Here is a 19906-nt window from a genome sequence, read left to right as displayed (position 1 = left end):
ATGAAAAGGATATTATTTTATGAAAAATCTTGCAGGCATGATGAAACAGGCGAGCCAGATGCAGGCTCGTATGAAAGAGGCACAGGAAAACCTCAAAAAACTGGTCGTCGAGGGAGAAGCGGGTGCCGGTCTGGTCAAGCTGAGTCTGACCGGAAAGGGTGAGATGAAAGCCATTACAATCGACCCTAAAGTGGCGTCCCCTGACGATGTTGAAATGTTGCAGGACCTCATCTTAGCAGCGTTTGCTGATGCGAAGAAAAAAGCTGAAGCTGCGAGTGCAGAGGAAATGAAAAAAGTGACCGGTGGGATTTCCCTTCCTCCCGGTCTCGATCTGCCTTTCTAATTGGTCGGAAACCGTTCTGGAAAGGCGCGTTTGTGCGTAACAGCCCCGAAATCGAAGCTTTAATGACTCGCCTGTCCCGCCTACCGGGATTGGGACCGCGTTCCGCGCGACGGGCGACTTTGGCTTTATTGCAACAACCTGTTACGCGCCTGCAACCTCTGATAGAGGCCCTCCAGAACGCGGCTCGCTCTGTCAGGATCTGCGAAAGCTGCGGGAATCTTGACAGTCAGAGCCCTTGTTCAATCTGCTGCGATCAGGAGCGGGATCACAGTGTGATTTGCGTTGTTGAGCAAGTTGGCGACCTTTGGGCGCTGGAACGTGCAGGGGTGTATAAAGGGCTCTATCACGTTCTTGGTGGGACGCTTTCTGCCCTCAATGGCGTTGGTCCGAATGATCTGAATGTGGCGTCTCTGTTGCAGCGCGTTCAGGATGGGGCCGTTAAAGAGATTATCCTTGCTCTGGGGGCGACAGTTGAGGGAGCGACAACCGCTCACTGGCTTCATGAGCAATTGACCGAATATGGCATAAAAATCAGCCGTCCGGGCCATGGGATGCCTATTGGCGGGGCACTGGAAGGGCTGGATGATGGTACATTAGCTGCCGCTCTTTCTGGTAGAAAGGAACTTTTTTAAGATGATAACACTTCCTTCTGCCATGCCGCGGACCGCCCTTGTAACAGGGGGGGCCTTAAGGTTGGGCCGGGCCATTGTGCAGGCTCTGGCTTCCCAGGGGTTTTCTGTTGCCATCCATTGTAACCGTCATCATGAAGAGGCTCAGGAACTACTGGCTTCCATAGGGGGGCGTGGGTGTGTGGTCCGGGCTGATCTTTCAAAAGAGGAGGCCTTGGTCCCTCTGATGCAGGAAGTGCGCGATACGCTTGGCCCTGTGGGGCTACTAGTGAATAACGCCTCTGTTTTTGAACGTGACGAGTTTGATAATGCCACGCGTGATAGTTGGGACCGTCACCTCCAGCCCAATTTACGGGCTCCCTTTGTGCTTTCACAGGAAATGGTCAAGGGTCTTCCTGATAAAGCAGAAGGGTTTATCCTTCATATGCTGGATCAGCGCGTGTGGAATCTGACGCCTCATTTTGTAAGCTACACGATTTCCCGCTCAGCACTCTGGAGTCTGACAAGAACAATGGCCATGGCCTTTGCTCCGCGGGTCAGAGTCAATGCCATAGGGCCTGGGCCGGTTCTGCCCGCAGAAGGGCAATCAAGGGACCATTTTGATAAAATGTGTCGTGAAACGCCATTACAGCATGGTTCCTCACCAGAGGAAATCGGGCGGGCTGTTCTGGCGCTTTTATCGTTGCCTTCCGTAACAGGGCAAATGCTTGCGCTTGATGGGGGGCAGCATCTCAATTGGGGGCCGACAAACGTCATGCAGGATTACGTGCTGGAAGGCTTTTAAGCTCATTAAGGGTGTAAAAGCTCTATAGCCTGCGCGGTATAATGCTCATAAACCAGAGCCAGAATTTCCTGGTCTGAGCGGCGGCGTAAAAGGGCCTCATGAGCAAGCATATAGGGTTTTACCGGTGAAGGCTGACAGGATTTCAGTGCCTCTCTGGTAAAGGCATTTTCCCCTAACAAAGCCCCAAAAGGAACCGTACTGCTGGCAAGCTTTTCCTGTAACGCAGGCGCTAGCAGAGAGGGGTTAAAGCAGTTCCATGCTTCCAGTAATAAGAGCTCGTCAGCATAAAGGCGGACGTGACGGAAAGAAAGCTGGCTCTGTTTGTCAAAGGGCAGATCTAATAAAGCTATCTTATCAGTAAGCGGGAAGGAAGAGCATGGCAGTTGTACGACTCGTAAGGGAGACGGACAAAAGTCCTGCAAAAAGGCCGTAGCACTCCGGCCGGACGCTAGAAGCTTTTCAAGATTTTTTATGTTGTCTTGAAAAGAATTCATTATAGCGGATGCGAAGCCGGGAAAATTCCGCAGGAGAAGGAGGAAATTTTCCAGCTTCTCCAGGCAGCATTTTTCTTAATTATCGTCGCGTTCGTCGTTGTCGGTGGTGACTTCAATGTCATTGCTGATGTCGTCATCAAGATCATCATCGGCCATGACATCATCATCGGCATCGGCGTCATTGTCCAGATCGACATCAAGATCATTCTCATGCTCGTTCTGAGCGAGTTTATTTTCTTTGTCGTCTTCAAGCTCGTCTTCACGATTTTTGAGACGTGAGCTGTTTGCGGGCTGCACGGTACCACATTTAGGGCATACCGGCGGTACGCGGTTAAGGTCGTAAAAGCGTGAATTACATTCAACGCATGTCCGTTTCAGACCGAGTTCAGCTTTTGCCATAGTGTGGGGCCTACCAATACCGTTTACAGGAGGGAGTGAAGGGGCCATGCCATGTTCACGCCTGCTCTGTCAAATTTTTCTGCTTCAGAATATAAAATTTTTCCAATAAATTTAATTCACGCAAGATAACTGTCAATCTGTTTCTGTTTTTTTAATGTAAGAGAGATCATGACTGATTCACGTCCTTTAACCGTTTCTGCTCCCTCTCAGTGCCTTTCAGGACGGATCACTGTCCCTGGAGATAAATCGATCAGCCATCGGGCTCTCATGTTGGCAGCTCTGGCAGAAGGCCAGACCAGAATCTATGGATTACTGGAGGGAGAGGACGTGATCTGCACTGCCAGAGCCGTTGAAGCACTAGGGGCAAAAGTTGAACGGAATCAGGATTTCTGGTGTGTGGACGGGATCGGAATCGGGCAGTTGAAAGAGCCGGATAATGTGCTTGATATGGGTAATTCCGGCACAGCAGCACGCCTTCTCGCCGGTGTTCTGGCAACGCATCCTATCAATAGCATTATGACGGGGGATGCGTCCTTGCGCTCACGCCCTATGGGACGTGTCAGTGACCCTCTTTCTGAAACAGGGGCTCGGTTTGTCACGCGTAGCGGCAAGCGCCTTCCTATGGCGATTATAGGCACAGGAGAGGGTGTTGCGCCGCATTACACACTGCCTGTCGCTTCAGCCCAGGTTAAATCAGCGCTCTTATTGGCAGGGTTGAACTGCGTTGGTGAGACCTGCGTGATAGAGCCAGTACCCACGCGTGATCATACAGAAAATATGCTGCGTCATTTCGGGCTGGATGTTGATGTGAGTTCTTCGGAAAATGGCGGCCGTGTGATCCGTCTTCAGGGGCCTGCCCATCTGAAAGCACGCGATATTATTGTGCCGGGAGACCCCTCTTCAGCGGCATTTCCTGTGATAGCGGCTTTGTTGGTACCGGGTTCAGAAATCATCATTGAAACAGTGGGGTTGAACCTCCTGCGCACAGGGCTCTTTACCACATTGAAGGAAATGGGGGCTTCGCTTGAAATCCGTAATGAAACGATTGAGGGGGGCGAGAAAGTGGGGGATCTCTACGTCAAAGCAGGTCCATTACGGGGTGTGAGCGTTCCTGCTGAACGGGCTCCTTCCATGATTGATGAATATCCTGTCCTTTCTGTTGCCTGTGCTCTGGCTGAAGGGACGTCCCGCCTGAAAGGGCTTTCCGAATTACGGGTGAAAGAGAGTGACCGCCTCGCTTCAACTGTGGCACTGTTAAAGGAAAACGGGGCGGATGTGCAGGTTGAGGGAGATGATATGATCATTCAGGGTCAGTCCTCATTGGCAGGGGGCGGATTTGTGAAAACACATATGGATCATCGCCTGGCCATGAGTGGCATTGTTCTGGGACTGGCCGCCCGGAACCCGGTAAAAATTGATGATACAGCCTTTATCGAAACAAGCTTTCCGGGATTTGTTGAGCTTATGAATCGCCTGGGAGCAGGACTTTAATGATGAAACCTGTCAGAAAACTGATTATTGCCGTGGACGGTCCTGCCGCTGCAGGTAAAGGCACACTGGCCCAATCTCTTGCCCGGAATTTGGGGCTCCCTTATCTGGATACAGGGTTGCTTTACCGTGCCGTTGCCCGGAGCGTTCTGGATCATGGGGCAAATCCGCGGGATGATGCGACCTCTTTTGCTGAAAAACTGAGACCGGAAGATATGGAGCGGTCTGACCTGAGAGAACCGGAAGTCGATCAGGCTGCGTCTCTGGTTGCGCGTCAGCCGGGGGTCAGAGCGGCTTTGCTGGAGCGTCAACGTTATTTCGGGCACCTTAATGGGGGTGTGATTGATGGGCGCGATATTGGCACAGTGGTTTTCCCTGATGCTGACGCAAAGTTTTTTATCACTGCCTCTCCCAAAATCCGGGCAGAAAGGCGCTATAAGCAACGTTATGGACATGACTGCCTTGAACAAGGGGCCCTGCAAAAGGAAATAGCGGCTCTGACAGAGCGTGACAGGCAGGACGCGTCCCGTGAGGTGGCTCCGTTGAAACCGGCGGAAGATGCTGTGGAAATTCTGACCGATGAGCTTGATGCAGGGGACGTTTTACAGAAAGTGCTTTCCTGTCTGAAAGAACGGAATCTGATTTCGGTAAAAGCGTAACAACGTCTCCGGAAAATGGAGATTACAGGAAAGAAAAGGGGCTTTTTTACCACATAGCGTAAAAAAGCCTTCAAATAAGGTTGACATCATTGCTTTGCGCGTTATTGGTGCAAAGGGCAGGGATTAATGCAGTCATCATCCCTTCCGGAGCCGGATTCAAAGGAAAACGGCCCTTAATTTTAATTCACTGACCCTCCTGGTGACTGGGAAAGAGGGGAGTCGTCGTTTTCGATTTTTATGCAAAGCGGCGCAAAACGTGGACCGTAAACACTCATCACCCGATGAGAAGGTCCTGGAATGCTGGAATTACATGGCTTCTGCCACTCAGACATCACAACACGAAACTGAAAATTTTGCTGCTCTCCTTGACGAAACGCTAGGCACTGATGCCGCTTTCGAAGGATCAGTCGTCACAGGGCGTATTCTGCGTCTGACAAACGATTATGCAATCGTTGACGTAGGGCTGAAGAGCGAAGGGCGCGTTGCCCTGCGCGAATTCGGACCTCCAGGTGTTGCACCTGACGTTAAGCCAGGTGACGTTCTGGAACTTTACGTTGAGCGTTATGAAGACCGCGATGGCTCCATCGTCCTGTCACGCGAGAAAGCTCGCCGTGAAGAGGCATGGACAGCTCTTGAGCGTGCTTTTGCAAATAATCAGCGCGTGAATGGTACAATTTACGGGCGCGTCAAAGGCGGCTTTACGGTTGATCTCGGCGGGGCAATGGCCTTCCTGCCAGGCAGCCAGGTTGATATCCGTCCAGTTCGTGATGTTGGCCCACTTATGGGACAGCCACAGCCTTTCCAGATCCTGAAAATGGATCGCGCACGTGGCAATATCGTTGTTTCACGTCGTGCTGTGCTCGAAGAAACACGTGCTGAGCAGCGTTCAGAGCTGATTCAGGGCCTGACAGAAGGCATGATCCTTGACGGTGTTGTCAAAAACATCACAGATTACGGTGCATTCGTTGATCTGGGTGGTGTTGACGGGCTTCTGCATGTTACAGACATTGCCTGGAAGCGCATCAATCATCCTTCAGAAGCTCTTCAGATCGGTCAGCCTGTCCGCGTGCAGGTGATTCGCTTCAATTCTGACACGCAGCGCATTTCTCTGGGCATGAAGCAGCTTGAAGCTGATCCATGGGAGAATGTTGCGGTTAAATACCCTGTCGGAGCCCGCTTCACAGGTCGCGTCACCAACATCACCGATTACGGTGCTTTTGTTGAGCTTGAACCAGGCGTTGAAGGCCTCGTGCACGTTTCTGAAATGTCATGGACGAAGAAGAACGTCCATCCGGGTAAAATCGTGGCTACTTCTCAGGAAGTCGAAGTCATGGTTCTGGATGTCGATAGCAGCAAGCGTCGTATCTCTCTGGGTCTCAAACAGGTTCAGCGTAACCCTTGGGAACAGTTTGCAGAAGAGCATAAAGTCGGTTCTGTTATTGAAGGCGAAATCCGCAATATCACAGAATTCGGACTCTTTATCGGTCTGTCTGCTGATATTGATGGCATGGTCCATATGTCTGACCTTTCATGGGATGAGCCAGGTGAAGCTGTCATGTCCCGTTATGAAAAAGGTCAGGTTGTTCAGGCTAAGGTTCTGGATGTTGATGCTGAGAAAGAGCGTATTTCTCTGGGTATCAAACAGCTTCAGGAAGACCCAGCTGCTGACACACTGGCCCGCATCAATAAAGGTGACGTTGTGACCTGCATTGTCACAGCGGTTCAGACAAACGGCATCGAAGTGAAGGTTGATGACGTTCTGTCCGGCTTCATCCGTCGCAGCGAACTGGCTCGTGACAAAGCTGAGCAGCGTCCTGAGCGTTTTGCTGTCGGTGAGAAAGTTGATGCCAAGATCATCGCTGTCGACCGTGCTTCCCGCAAGCTTGCTCTGACAATCCGTGGCCGTGAGGTTGAGGAAGACAAACAGGCAATCAGTGAGTACGGCTCTTCCGATTCCGGTGCGTCTCTGGGCGATATTCTGGGTGCAGCGATCCGTCGCCGTAATACAGAAAACTAAGTTCGGATCATAATATCCGCCTGGTTGTATTTGTGGTTATTATCAATACAACGGCTTATTAAAGGGTGCCTCTCTTCGGGAGAGGCACCCTTTTTTGCATCATCGTCAGGACTTGTTCAAATGTGGGTGAATCTGATAAAACCGCAAACGATTCATTTATAGCGTCTTGACCAGGATTATTGTTGTCGCTGGTGCATTTATCAGGAAGCAATATACAGGGTGTGGGATTGAAGTTCAGGGAAAAGCATGGCTGTTATCTACAACTCAAATTACACACATAACTCCAATGCCTATCTTACCCTTGCTATAAAGGAAGCTGCAGAGCGTCTCTTCGGGAAAGATAATATTATCGTTGCTGATAATATGACTTTGGCCGGAATCGCCGCCTCAGGTGAGCATGACACGCTTCTCTGTCTTGATGGGCAACGTCTGAATGTCGCGTTAATGCGGCGCATTCGTCCTGCTTTTAAAACAATGGTTTTATGGACGTTTGAAGACCCTTTCATGCAGGAGTTCAATGTTGAGAATTCCCTGCTTTTTGATCATATTTTCACCAATGATCCTACCAGCGTCAGTGCCTATTTTGGCAAAGGGCACTATTTGCCTCTTGCCGCCAGCCAATGGCTCCATGAGCGGCCTGTCCGTTCAAGCAATGACTGTGATTACGATATTTTCTTTGCTGGCACGATGTGGCCTAATCGGGTCCAGGTTCTCAGGCGCGTTATTGCCGCTTTTCCTGAGGCACGCCTTAAGCTTGTCTGCCCGACCAATGAATATCTTCCGCCCCTGCCGGCGGATATTGCGGCTTTGTCCCTCCAGCGGCCTATCAGTCATGAATCGTTTATAGATTTTGCGAATGTCAGTGCTGTGACTCTGACAATGTTCCGTAACTATGCAAGTCATGGCACGGTCAGTCAGGCAACGGCACCGGGGCCTCGTTTATTTGAGCTGGCGTTGGCAGGTACCGCACAGGTTGTCGAAATTGCCGATGGTATGGCCAATGAATATTGCGACGTGGTGGATGGTGTTTCCCTCACACGTGGAAGCGATGAAATCATAGAAGCCATTGCCCGTTTGCTCGGTAATAAGACAGCTCGTAAAAAAGCGGCTCTTGCGGCTCAGAAATCAGTCATGCAGATGCATCTTTACCAGCACCGGCTGGAGCATATTCATGACATTACGAAGGCGAATTTCAAAAAACGCGCTCTGGCAGAAATTGAGAAGGTCGAACGCCGTCGCCGCCTGCGCGTTTTATTCTGCACACACTCAACGCTGAATGAACAGGAATGGGGTGGTGTTGAAGTTTATCAGCAGGTGCTCTGTTCATTATTGGGGCGCGATGTTGAGTTTTTCTTTTGGCTGCGTCGGGGAGGGTTCTGCCGATTGGTGAATGCTGCCGGGCAGGAGCTTGAATGTTATGATCTCGCCGCGAAAGAATGGCATGACATATTGTGCGATGCTGCGGAAGAAACGGCGTTTTCAGGCGCTGTCAGCCAGTATAATATAGACGTTGTCCACTTCCAGCATCTGGGGCACCATGCGAGTTCCTTGCCCTTTATAGCCAAGGCCTGCGGGGCGGGTGTGCTGTTTTCAGCGCATGATTTCTGGCTCGTTTCGACACGTTATAATCTGCTTAATCGTGATATGCAGTATCGTGAGGACGAATTTGCCTCCATTCTTGCCATGGACGTTAATTTCAAAATCGCTGAAAATATCGCTTATGGGGGCGAGCAGACTAGGCGCGCCTTTATGGACCGTATGCTTCATCATATCGATGGAATCATGTTCGGGACCAAACATTCACGGGATTTTCTGCATCGTATTTTCCCCGTTCTTGATAGCAAGATCAGTGTGGTTAACGGGATACCAAGCCCGGATTCCACAGTTCCCGTTGTCCCCAAAAACTATGCGCCGCTCAATGAGCGCCCGCTACATGTCGCCATTATTGGCAATTTTTTGAGGACCAAGGGTGCGGATGCGGTTTTAGCGCTCATTGATCTGGCTCATTCAGGGCATTTTCATTTCCATATTATGGGATATGTCCAGCCGGATTATCAGAATGTTCTTGATAATATGCCCCATTCCAATGTGACTGTTCACGGGCGGTATCAAATGGGGAATACGGAGCTTCTGCAACAGGCTGATGTTGCTTTGATCCTTTCAATCTGGCCTGAAACCTATTGTATTTCCCTTTCAGAAGTGTGGCAGAATGGCCTGATTCCGATTGTTACTGACGTCGGAGCTCTGCATGACCGGGTTAGCGATGGGGTCAATGGCTTCAAAGTGCCGGTTAACCGCCCGGATAAAGTTCTTGAAAAGATGGAGATTCTGCGCTCATCAGAGGCTTTGCGCCAGCGTATGATGGAAGCCATTACTCCCGATTTATGGACTCACGAGGGTGAATATGGTCAGCAGCTTCTCGAACTTTATCAGAGAATTGCGCCCAGTCAGGAAATGGGTGTTTCCGAGCTTCAGTTTGATATGGGGCAGATCCATTATCTCCCCCATGATTCATGGCGTCATCAGGCGCCCCCACGCCATATTTTCGATCCGCCTGTGCAGCGTGATCTCTCCATTTGCCTTCCTTCTGATATCATAGACTGGTTCGCCATTCAGGGGGCGGAATGTTACGTCGATGATCTCTGCCACTATACGCCCAGTGATGAGAATGAAAATTCTTTCAAACCGGCTGATGAGTTTCATATTGGTGGCTGGATGTTCCTGCCGGACGTCAATACAGCGGGACAGATGTATGTGGTATTGGTCGGTGAGCACGAGCAAAGCCCTCTTATTTACATAGAATGTGAGCGTGAAATTCGGGTTGATATTTCACAGCTTTTTGGCAGTGTTCCGCGTCGTTCCGGTTTCCAGGCCAAGGCTGCGCTCCGGGGGAAATGGTGCGAAGGCCGCTACCGGATCGGTTTGATCAATGTCATTAATCACCGAGGTGCTTTCCAGCTTCTTTCCAGTGGGGTGGAAGTCAAGGAGGGTAAAATTGCCAATATCTTTACGGCAAAACCCTCCAATGCGGAGATTTTGTCAGCCTTCCGTCGGGTTCTGTTAAGCGATGGTTTGCTGAGAGGGATCAATCTGGACAGAATCTCAGAGAAGAAACTATTTCTAAATCAGGAAAAAATTCTTCCTTACTTCCTTGATTCTTTCAAAATCGTTTCGGTGGAAGAAAGCCAGACGAAAGAGGAAGGGGCGATTTTTGTCAGAGGATGGGGTTTCCTTGAGGGAATGACCCGTTCGGGACAGTTCTATGTTGCCTTTATCAATACTGTAAAGGATGAAATCGCCTATTTCGGGGCAGAACGTTTTGCCCGTGATGACGTGCGTGTTGTCCACCGTGAGGCGCCTTTATGCTCCGGCTTTAAAGGCATTTTCTACCCATGGAAAGGGCAGGTTGAACGTTTGCAGGGCCAGTATCATGTCGCCCTGGTCAATATCGTTGATGAGACTTACGGTTATGCTGTGACGGAACGACTTGTGTCTTTCACTGACGGGCGTGCAGAGAAAGTTGAAAGCAAGGATCTGACAGGCAAACAGGCTGAACGTCTTGGAGCGTTATTGCAGAAAAGATTGTAATGAAGCCGGGATAAGGACGGATGATGACAGGGCAGTCCTATCGTTTTACCGATCGACAATTGGCACATGAGCCACGTTGGATGGCGTTTGAGGCGGAACTTTACGTTCAACGCTACCCAGATGTTCAGGCTGCCATGGCAGAAAAGGATTATGACGATCCTTATCTCTATTATTGTGAAATCGGGCGTTATCAGAGACATTCGCCCAATCGTTATTTTGATGAGGCCTGGTATTGTCAGCATCATCAGGATGTAAAGCGAGAGCTTGAGAAGGGTTTATGGCAGTCAGGGTTTGAGCATTATTGCGAGGTCGGGTTTCTTACCCATGCACCACATTGGCTGTTTGATGAAGAAACGTACAGGCGGCGGAACCCGTGGTTGACGATAACGCAATTTCGTCAGCTGGGTTTCTGGAATGGTTATGATCATTTTCTGGCCGTGGGCGATAAAGCTGGTCTGCGTCCCGGGCCTTTTTATGACGCAGCACTGGCCCGGGATATAAAGTCTCATTATCCGGAATGGTTTAATGAAGAGGGGCTGTTTGCCTCATGGCTGGTGCTCCCTTCATTTATTGCTGATAGTCGTCCTCTTTCCTATAATTTTGACCCGCAATGGTACAGCCAGACTTACCCTGCTGTCAGCAAGGCGATTGAGCAAGGGCGTTATCTGAACTGCCTGCATCATTATCTGACGAATAAAACGCCGTCCCGCTATAATCCTTCGCCTTATTTCTCTGAAGATTATTACCTTATTAATTCGCCTGATATTCTTCCGCCTCTTCAGGCAGGTGGTTTCCGTAATGGTTATGATCATTTTGTGAAATTCGGGGCTTTTGAAGGCCGTACGCCTTCAGAAAATGTTGATCTTAAAACCTATAGCCAGAATTTTCTGGTTCAGGCGCAATGTGAAAGTGGCCTTTATGAAAGCCCCTTTACGCGTTTTGTTGCAGAAAAACTGGGAAAAGCCAGTGCTTCCGGGGCTTTATCAGCAACTCTTTCAGAAGATCAGAGCCGAAGCCTCTTCGTGCAGGAATCGGAGCTTTATTTATCGTTACTCGCTCGGGAACCTCTTGATTTCACAGTAAAAGGGATTCCTGAAATCAGTGTGATTATGGTTGTTTATAATCAGATCACCCTGACATTACAGACTCTGGCCTCTTTGAGGCGTAATTACGCGGGTTCTGTTGAACTGATCCTGGTGGATTCAGGCTCACGAGATGAAACAAGCTCTATTTCTTCTCTTGTCAAAGGGGCCGTTATCTGCCGCGATCGCACGAATATCGGCTATCTGGAAGGGTGTAACCGCGCGTTAGACCATGTGCATGCGCCTGTCATATTATATCTGAATAATGATGTGCGTTTGTTCCCCGGGGCCATTTCTCATGGATTGACGCGTTTATATTCCGAGTCCTCAATCGGGGCAGTGACGGCAAAGCTGGTACGCACCAATATGAAATTGCAGGAGGCGGGATCAATTATCTGGCGGGACGGAGCCACCTATGGTTACAGGCGGGAAGATGATCCCACGATCCCGGAGGCTAATTTCATCCGCGATGTGGATTATGGCTCTGCTGCTTTCCTGATGGTTCATACCGGGTTGGTGAAGCGTTTGCATGGTTATGACCCGCGATATAAACCGGCCTATTTTGAAGATACCGATTTTTGCGTTCGTCTGGCTGAGATAAAGGCGCGTATTGTGTACGAGCCATTGGCCGTCGTGGAACATCTGGAATTCGGAACGTCCGGTCACGTCGGTTCTCATGCTCTGATACAAAAACATCTGAAACTTTTCAGCCACGCTCATCAGGATTTTCTGCGTCATCAGCAACCGCCTCATATCAGAAACGCTCTGTTAGGCCGTGAGAGCCGTCAGAAAAGCAGGAAGCGTGTCCTGTTTATCGAAGATTGTATGCCTGTCCGCTCTTTGGGGTCAGGGTATGTTCGTTCCAATGACATTATCTGTGCTCTTGTAAAACTGGGATATCACGTCACTGTTTATCCTATGCAGACTGTGTCGGAACGTGCATGTTTTCTCTATGCTCATTTCCCGGAAGAGGTTGAGCTGGCTCTGGATCAGAGTAAATTTACGCTGGCCTCTTTCCTGGAAGAACGGGTTGGTTATTACGACGCGATCTGGGTAGGGCGCACCCATAATCTTGACCAGCTCCAGCCTGTTTTAAGTGAGGCCAGCCGCTTTTTGATCGGGTGTCCCATGATTCTTGATACAGAAGTTGTGGCAGCCCCCCGTACAGTCCTTCAGGAACATTATTGCAAGCTGGCAGAAAAGCATTCTCTGGATGATCTGTTGAAAAAAGAACTTGAGAAAGTGGATTATTGCCAGCAGGTTGTAGCCGTTACGGAGCATGATGCCGGTCTGATCCGCAAGGCAGGTCATCAGCATGTTTCCGTGTTGGGGCATAGTCTTGCCGCCCATCCCACGCAAAAAACGTTTACGGAACGGCAGGATATCCTTTTCCTCGGTGCTTTCCATGACGATCAATCCCCCAATATGGATAGTATGGTCTGGTTTGTAGAAGAGGTTCTGCCCTTCCTGCTGGAGAAAACCGAAACCGCCGACTGGAAAATCAGGATTGCCGGTTACGTGGCGCCTTCTGTCAATCTCTCGAGACTGGCAACCAGCCCGAATATAGAGATTATCGGCCCGGTTGAAGACCTGACCCCTCTTTTTAACGATCATCGCGTTTTTATTGCGCCGACACGTTTTGCCGGTGGCCTTCCTTACAAGCTTCATGAAGCCGCATCCTATGGTCTGCCCATTGTCGCAACACCTTTGCTGAAAGATCAGGTTGGGTGGAAGGACGAGGAAGAGCTGTTATGTGCCGCACCAGAGGAGCCGCGTGTTTTTGCGGCAGCCATAGAAAGACTTTATAATGACGAAGAGTTATGGATGAAATTACGCCGGAATGCGCTGGAGGCGGTCAGGAGAGATACAGATCCTGTTCACTTCCAGCAGCGGCTTGGTGAGATTATGTCTTTTGTGGAAGAAAAGAGTGTTAAGTAACGGCCTTACTCAGGTCGAACATGCGTGTTGATTTCTATTAAGTGATGGAAAGTGAGCAGAAGAGATGGAGAAGGGCGAAGCGTTAAAAGGGCATGTGCTGTTATGTGGTGGCGGCCGTTATGAAAGCCAGGCAAACTCACAAGTCCGCCAGACGATTATGGATGGTCTGGTAAGCGTTTTCGGTGAGGGAAATGTAACATCTGTCGATATCGCTGCGGCGGCTGAGACTGTACGCTTTCTAAAACCGGCTTTTGTTTTCGTAACAGGGTCTTACCTGCCGGAAAGCACCTATTTTGGGGAAGTCTCGCGTGAGGCTCGTAAAATTGGAGCAACGACGGCTTTCTGGGCAACGGAAGACCCTTATGAGCAGGATGCCCATTATCAGATTGATAATGATTTTGACGCTATTTTCTCATGTGATCACTGGGGGCACTTATTCTATCAGCGTGAAAGAGTGTTCCACCTGCCTTTAGCGGCTTCTCCCGCTTTGCATTATAAACCGATTGATGAAAATGCGGAGAAACCCATTGATGTGCTTTTCTGCGGGGTGGCCTTCAGCTCCCGTAAGGAAGTTGCCCGCATGTTGATGCCTGTTCTCGAAAAACTGAATATCCGTTTTATCGGCCCTGGATGGGGGGAGTTGGGGATTGGTTTTTCGGATGCACGGATCGAAAAATCCCAGCTTATTGACCTGTATAGTCGCTCCAAGATTGTGCTGAATCTGGGGCGTTCGCTACATTTTGAAAATAAGCGTTTTATGATCGTACCTTCAACGCCAGGTCCGCGTACATTTGAGGCAGCTCTTTCAGGATCTTTTCAGCTCTTTCATGAAGATACGTACGAATTACGCCGTTACTATAGTGCCGATGAGATTCCGGTTTTCACAAACCTGAAGGATTTCGAAAGAAATATTGATCTCTATCTGCATAATGACAAGCTCCGCCTGGCAATGGCGCGGAAGGCTCAGGAGCGCACAGTTTCGGAACATCTTTACAAACATCGTATTCAGAAAGCTGTAGATATTATGCGCTCAGAAGGACTGTTAAAATAAAATAGTCTGTTTACGAAAAAAGGCCGGATGAAAATCCGGCCTTTTTTGTCTGCTTTTTTTATTGAGCCTTATTTGGGGGCAGGGCCGAGTACGATACGGGCCATATCCTCAGGGCGGATCCAACGGGCAAATGCTTTCTGAACCTGCTCAGGAGTCATGTCATAAATAGCTTTGGCTGACTCATCAGGTGTGCTGAGGGGAAGATCGAGCTCTGTCAATGTCAGCCATATGGACGCCAGGTCGCCAAAGCTGGAGCGGCTCATAATCTGGCTGCGTAGTAACGTGGCCTTGGCCAGGTCAAGTGTGTCCTGCGCAACTGGTTTATCTCTCAATGACTGGAGGTCTTTGACGGCCAGTTTCTGAGCCGCTTTGACTTTGGCAGGATCTGCTCCAAAGGAGATTGAGAAACTTGAGCGTGTGCGGGAATAATGGATGTCACTTCCAACGCTATAGACATATCCGGTGCCAACGCGGAGGTCGCGCATAAGCAGAGACGAGAAACCATCTCCCAGAATTTCGTTCCCGACCGCAAGGGCGTGACGGTCAGGGTTTTTGACATTCAGTTCCAATGTCTCAACCAGTTTGACCTCGTCCTGCGAACGACCCGGATCAGCTATAACCGCAGCAGAGCTTTTGCTTGGCGGGACTTCAGGGAGGTCAAGATGAGGTTTTTCACCTTTTGCCTTCCATGAAGAGAAAGCGGCTTCTATGTCCTTGCGTGCCTCTTCAGGCTCGATGTCACCAATGACAATGATCGTCGTCAGATCAGGCCGGAATGTGGTGTTGTAGTAATCTTTGACATCCTGAAGGGTTATTTTGCGGACATTTTCAGGAAGTGCCTCTCTCAAAGAGGGGTCACGTGGAGGGAGAAGCGCTTTTTTAACGGCGCGTCCATAGCGGTAGGATGGCGATTGCAGAGTGCCATGCAAGGCCTGTGCTGTCTGTTCGCGTGAGACCAGGAATGCTTTTTCAGGGAAAGCGGGCTGAAGCTCATTTTCTGCCAGTAAGGCAAGCCCTGCCTTAAAGTCCTTTGTCAAGGTATTGAGGCTGAAACTGCTGCCTGCGCTTTCATCAGCCGTAATGTCATCGAGAGCACGCGAAAGGGCAAGCCTGTCATGCTTCTCAGTTCCGTAAATAAACAGGGAGTTTACGAGGCCAGAGAGTCCTTCCTTGCCAGCAGGTTCCTGGAGGGACGATGTGTGCCGGATCGTACCGTAAAGCTCCACAGTATGGCTGACATGCTCAGGTTTTACGTAGAGTTTGATCCCGTTGGAAAGCACAAAGCTTGCCGGTTGAGGGGCGGCTGGGGGGAGCACAAGCTTGGCAAGGGATTGTTGTGCCCAGTCTGGCAATGCGACCTTCCCTTTAGGAGGTGTCATCAGGTTTTCAGCGCCACCAAATCCTTTATCGGCAATGGCTTTTCCCGTATCACGCGGGGTCAGGATTGCTGAGATTGCCTGTTTTGGGTCAAGCCATTTTTTTGCCAGACGGTCTATCTGTTCTTTTGTGACAGAACGGAAAGCCTTGATCATATCCTGCGGGCTGTCCAGATGCTGGATTGCCACAGCCTGTGACCAGCTGTTTGCGAGGCCTGAAATGCTGTTTGCATTAAATTCCAGTGAGGCAATTTCCCGCTGGCGTGCGGCTTCAATCAGATCGGAAGGGATTCCCTTTTGGCGATAATTTTCCAGAATGGAGGCAACAGCTCTTTTAAGGGCAGATGGATTGGCATTTTTCGGAAATCCCGCATAGGCAACACCAATTCCCCCGAGTGCATCAGGCTGATAGACAAAATCTGTCTCCAGTGCTTTCCCGTCCGGCACCAGCCCAAACAGATCGGCCCGGTCACTGCTCAGGGCATCAATCAGCAAGGTCATGGCTGCGTAATCAGGGTCTCGTTGCCCGGGCAGACGCCAGGCCATGGTGACAAGTCCGATAGGCAGATCAGTCGGCAGGAAAAGCATTTGTGCTTTGGCAGGCGATGGCTTGACGGAAGGGGCTTCAGGCAGCTTACGGGCAGGCAGTGATTCAAATGTTTTTTTGACCAGATCCAGTGCTTTCGGACCGTCCACATCGCCCGTTATGACCAGAATGGCATTATTGGGGGCGTACCAGTTTTTATAAAAATCTCTCAGCTGCGAAATCGTCGTTTCGTCAAAGGAGGGACGGGTGCCCAGGGCGTCATATTCATAAGGGGTGTCCTTATAAAATTTAGCCCTGACTTCGCTTATGTAACGATAAAGAGGGTTGGAAAGATCACGTGAGACTTCCTGCTCAATGGCACCTTTTTCATGTGCCCAGTCTTTTTCATCAAGTGTCAGACCAGTCATACGGTCTGCTTCAATCTTGAGCAGGAGTTCGAGATCAGAGGCGGGGGCGGTGAAATAATATTGTGTTACGTCAGAGGTCGTATCAGCATTGTTATTATTGCCAAGCTGGGCACTTAATGTTGAAAGCTGGTCGCGACTCAGGCCATGAGAGCCATTGAACATCATATGTTCAAGAGCATGGGCCGTCCCGGGATATTTGGCCTGAGCGTTGGCAGAACCGACTTCATAATTGACCATGGTCTGTACAACAGGCGCCAGACGGTCTTCGATGATGACGACCTTAAGCCCGTTTGCAAGTGTGGCCCGGGTAACAGTTGTTTCCTGCTTTGCCGGGGTAGCAGAAGATGTTTGCGGCGGGGAGGCAGAGGATTGCTGTGCCAGAACAGGAGATATGAAAGCCGATGATGTCATAAATGACGCAGCAAGTAGCGTCAGACGTGAAAAACGGAATAGAGACACAAAACCTCCTCGGAACATCTTTTCTGGAGAAATCTGTTAAAATCAAATCATAAAAGCATTAAATTATCCAGTCCTGTGAACTATACACATTTATGGACCATAAGGGAGTATAGGTGTGACCATTGCAGAAATAATTCAGCGGATTGATGATCTGATTCTTGAAAGATTATTTCAGCCATTGGCAAATCGTTTGCCTGGTGATGGCTCCCCAATGGGTCTGGGGCTCAGTTTCGAGCTCGGCTCTGTTATCTTGCAGGCGGCCTGTGTCGTCGCACCATCTTTGCTTTTCGGCCTGCCTCTGGGTTTTATTCCTTCTGCCATTTTCGGCTTTCTGGTCAGTCTGGTCTTTTTTCTCGTCTGCCAGAAATTATCGACGCTGGTCAGACCGGGTTATCTCAATCCTTTGCGTGTGCAATTACGTGCCTTGCGTCTGATTGGCATTGCCTTCCTCATTTACGATCTCTGCCGTTCTCATACAGGAGGGCAGGGGTATAATTTATGGTGGCGTCTGGACGAATTATCACAGCTTACATTTATTATTGGTCTTTATTTTATGGCCTGTGAGGTGCCTCCACCTAAATCACGCCGTAAGACACAGTCAGACTTTTTTAGTAAAACAGATCGCGTTTTTGAATAAGTCGTTACTATTTCAGTCGTAATGATCCGTAGAGTCTATGGGGGTATATGTGGCTATAAAGTTAGGTATCGGGGTTATCACTTATAATCGGAAAGATATTTTACGGCAGTCTGTCGAAAATATCATACGTTTTACGCGTCATCCCTTCGAGTTTGTCGTGGCGGATGATGGATCGAGTGATGGGACCCAGGCGTGGCTTCAAGAGGCACATATTCCTTATATAACGGGTGAGAATAGAGGCATTGCCTGGAACCGTAACCGCGCTCTCTGGTGGCTGAAAGAAGAGAAACAGTGCGACGTCATTCTTATTTTCGAAGATGACTGTCACCCTTCCGTCTTCGGATGGGAAGATGAGTGGATCAAGGCTGTGGAAGCCTATGGCCATATGAACCATATGCCTGAAATTACCCTTGAAATTGATAATGACGTTTCATCGGGTGCCGGAACGGCCGAGAGCCCCTTCATTGCCCCCATGCATCAGGCCTTTTGCGTGGGCTATCATGCAAGGGCACTGGATTATGTGGGTTATCTCGATGTCCGGTTCTATAAATATGGGGAAGAACATGTCGAGCACACACATCGTTTCCTGCGTGCAGGTTATGGAGGCCTCCCCCAATATTTAACGCCGGAACGGGGGCAGGTTTACTTTCTGCGGGGCGGATTGACGACTCTGCCCTCAGAAACGACCGGCACGCCGGATTTTGTGCTGAGAAATATCAGACTCCATAGAGACATCCAGCATGAGCCTCTCTACCGGGCTCCCTGGCGCACAGATGCGCAGATGTTCCTGTTCAGAGATGAAATGGAAACCGCAAGAGCCAGGCCACCATTACGGTCGGTCCCGGAAGAGCGGGGGTTTGACACTATTATCTCCCTTGGTGGAAGCGAAGAGACAAGTTTCTTTATCAAGGAAACATTCGGGCACGCAGGGCCAGGTTTCTTTGATGGCTTCTTAACCCCTTTCCATACATTGATCGCGCTGTTTGAAACAGATTTCCGGGATCTTTTCTCAACAGTCTGCCTCTATGGCTATCATGAAGCCTTAAGGTGCCGAGAAACATTGCTCATTTATCATAACTGCCTGGAACTGGCGGAAGGTGAGCCAGCCTCTGTTGAAGCCTTTCTGGCCCAGAAAGAGCGTTTGGTGGCAGAATATAAAGATCTTCTGGGGAAAATAGACGCGCTATGTAAAGGGGATCGGAAAGTTCTGTTCGTAAGGGACTGGCGCGACAGCCTGCATTATGAAGGCACGCATCGTCCAATCCATAGCCTTGTGCCTGATTTCAGGCGTTTGGCGGATGCGATCGCAAAACGGTACCCCGCTCTTGATTTCAAAATCCTTTTCACCAATTACGGCGATGCCACAATTGATGATCCGAGATTGATTTTTGCCAATCTGGGGAGCCCTGATGTTAGCGATTCCTTTGGTCGGCTGGAAAGCTGGAAGGAGATGGCTGCGAAATTGGGGCTTCACCTCCGTAATGAGGAAAAATAGGAGGGGTAATGACGTTTCGGCCTGTTTCCCGGCTACTGAGATATGGGGTTTTATGGACTCTGACTGCCAGTTTGGCAGTCTATGGTGTCTCTTTCGGGCAGGCCGTAATAGAGAAAGGGGACTCTGCCCATCGTAACCGGTTTGTGCTTGATTTCGCTTCAGATGAAGTTGTTACGCAGCAATCTGAAACCTATTCATGCTCTGCCAAAACGAAAAAACCGACCGATGTGCAAAAGGCCCTGCTCAGAACCCTGCCTGCCGATCACACGTTGAAGGTGACGTACGTCAGTGCTGACATAACCTCTCTTGCGATCCTGCCGATTGATGGAAAGATCCTTGTTTTCAGTAACGTCATGGCAGCAGATGGCTCCAAATATGTCGCAGACCGCTACGTCTGGTGGAGCAAAGGAGACAAGGCAAGTTACGGCCAAGCGGATGATGAGAAAGACACTCCTCTTGAGTGTGTTCTTATAAAAGCACCTTGAAGGAGAGGGAGGAACAGACGACGCATTC

The 19906-nt window shown here is 49.8% G+C and carries 15 protein-coding genes; 12 read left to right on the top strand and 3 right to left on the bottom strand.

What is annotated here, in order from left to right; genetic code table 11:
• Positions 1–19 precede the first annotated feature (19 nt).
• The 3 genes from ACSYSY_RS07855 to ACSYSY_RS07845 are packed head-to-tail and all read left to right on the top strand — an operon-like array spanning position 20 to position 1756.
• Positions 20–343, top strand: a complete 324-nt coding sequence (locus tag ACSYSY_RS07855) for a YbaB/EbfC family nucleoid-associated protein (protein WP_491707017.1) — start codon at positions 20–22, stop codon at positions 341–343.
• 32 nt (positions 344–375) lie between these two features.
• A complete protein-coding gene (recR, locus tag ACSYSY_RS07850; protein ID WP_491707016.1) occupies positions 376–975 on the top strand; it encodes a recombination mediator RecR in 600 nt (199 codons plus the stop codon).
• A gap of 1 nt (position 976) precedes the next feature.
• Positions 977–1756 (top strand): SDR family oxidoreductase, encoded by a 780-nt coding sequence (locus ACSYSY_RS07845; protein ID WP_491707015.1) that lies wholly within the window; start codon positions 977–979, stop codon positions 1754–1756.
• Positions 1757–1761: 5 nt separating this feature from the next.
• On the opposite strand, the gene ACSYSY_RS07840 is transcribed toward ACSYSY_RS07845, so the two are convergent.
• Both ACSYSY_RS07840 and ACSYSY_RS07835 read right to left on the bottom strand, forming a co-directional pair.
• Positions 1762–2250, bottom strand: coding sequence for a hypothetical protein (locus tag ACSYSY_RS07840; RefSeq protein ID WP_491707014.1), 489 nt, complete (start codon positions 2248–2250; stop codon positions 1762–1764).
• 75 nt (positions 2251–2325) lie between these two features.
• Positions 2326–2649, bottom strand: coding sequence for a TIGR02300 family protein (locus ACSYSY_RS07835; RefSeq protein ID WP_491707013.1), 324 nt, complete (start codon positions 2647–2649; stop codon positions 2326–2328).
• 168 nt (positions 2650–2817) lie between these two features.
• Between ACSYSY_RS07835 and aroA the strand changes: the two genes are divergently transcribed.
• The 6 genes from aroA (at position 2818) to ACSYSY_RS07805 (ending at position 14472) form a co-directional block, all read left to right on the top strand.
• On the top strand, positions 2818–4140 hold the full coding sequence (gene aroA, locus ACSYSY_RS07830; RefSeq protein ID WP_491707012.1) for a 3-phosphoshikimate 1-carboxyvinyltransferase: 1323 nt from the start codon (positions 2818–2820) through the stop codon (positions 4138–4140).
• Positions 4140–4796, top strand: a complete 657-nt coding sequence (gene cmk, locus ACSYSY_RS07825) for a (d)CMP kinase (protein ID WP_491707011.1) — start codon at positions 4140–4142, stop codon at positions 4794–4796. Before aroA ends, cmk begins: the two co-directional genes overlap by 1 nt.
• 310 nt (positions 4797–5106) lie before the next feature.
• Positions 5107–6813 (top strand): 30S ribosomal protein S1, encoded by a 1707-nt coding sequence (gene rpsA, locus ACSYSY_RS07820; protein WP_491707010.1) that lies wholly within the window; start codon positions 5107–5109, stop codon positions 6811–6813.
• A 246-nt stretch (positions 6814–7059) separates the two neighbouring features.
• Positions 7060–10401 carry a glycosyltransferase gene (locus ACSYSY_RS07815; RefSeq protein ID WP_491707009.1) on the top strand — a complete coding sequence of 1114 codons (3342 nt, stop codon included), beginning with the start codon at positions 7060–7062 and terminating at the stop codon, positions 10399–10401.
• Between the two features lie 20 nt (positions 10402–10421).
• Positions 10422–13421 (top strand): glycosyltransferase, encoded by a 3000-nt coding sequence (locus ACSYSY_RS07810; protein WP_491707008.1) that lies wholly within the window; start codon positions 10422–10424, stop codon positions 13419–13421.
• A 64-nt stretch (positions 13422–13485) separates the two neighbouring features.
• Complete coding sequence (locus ACSYSY_RS07805; protein ID WP_491707007.1) at positions 13486–14472, top strand: CgeB family protein; 987 nt, start codon at positions 13486–13488, stop codon at positions 14470–14472.
• A 68-nt stretch (positions 14473–14540) separates the two neighbouring features.
• Here the strand turns inward: ACSYSY_RS07805 and ACSYSY_RS07800 are convergent, their stop codons facing one another.
• Positions 14541–17279 (bottom strand): M16 family metallopeptidase, encoded by a 2739-nt coding sequence (locus ACSYSY_RS07800; RefSeq protein WP_491707006.1) that lies wholly within the window; start codon positions 17277–17279, stop codon positions 14541–14543.
• Between the two features lie 97 nt (positions 17280–17376).
• On the opposite strand from ACSYSY_RS07800, the gene ACSYSY_RS07795 reads away from it, so the two are divergent.
• Genes ACSYSY_RS07795 through ACSYSY_RS07785 form a run of 3 tightly spaced genes read left to right on the top strand, consistent with a single transcriptional unit; the run spans position 17377 to position 19878 of the window.
• Complete coding sequence (locus tag ACSYSY_RS07795) at positions 17377–17898, top strand: hypothetical protein (protein ID WP_491707005.1); 522 nt, start codon at positions 17377–17379, stop codon at positions 17896–17898.
• Between the two features lie 49 nt (positions 17899–17947).
• The gene (locus ACSYSY_RS07790) at positions 17948–19393 is read left to right on the top strand and encodes a glycosyltransferase family 2 protein (RefSeq protein ID WP_491707004.1); all 1446 of its coding nucleotides are present in this window, start codon (positions 17948–17950) and stop codon (positions 19391–19393) included.
• Between the two features lie 8 nt (positions 19394–19401).
• Entirely contained in the window at positions 19402–19878 is a 477-nt protein-coding gene (locus ACSYSY_RS07785; protein WP_491707003.1) for an MliC family protein, read from the top strand.
• Positions 19879–19906: the final 28 nt, after the last annotated feature.

Source organism: Aristophania sp. ESL1100 (assembly GCF_058511235.1).
The sequence above is the reverse complement of the archived record's forward strand: the minus strand, read 5'-3'. Positions and strand labels throughout refer to the sequence as shown.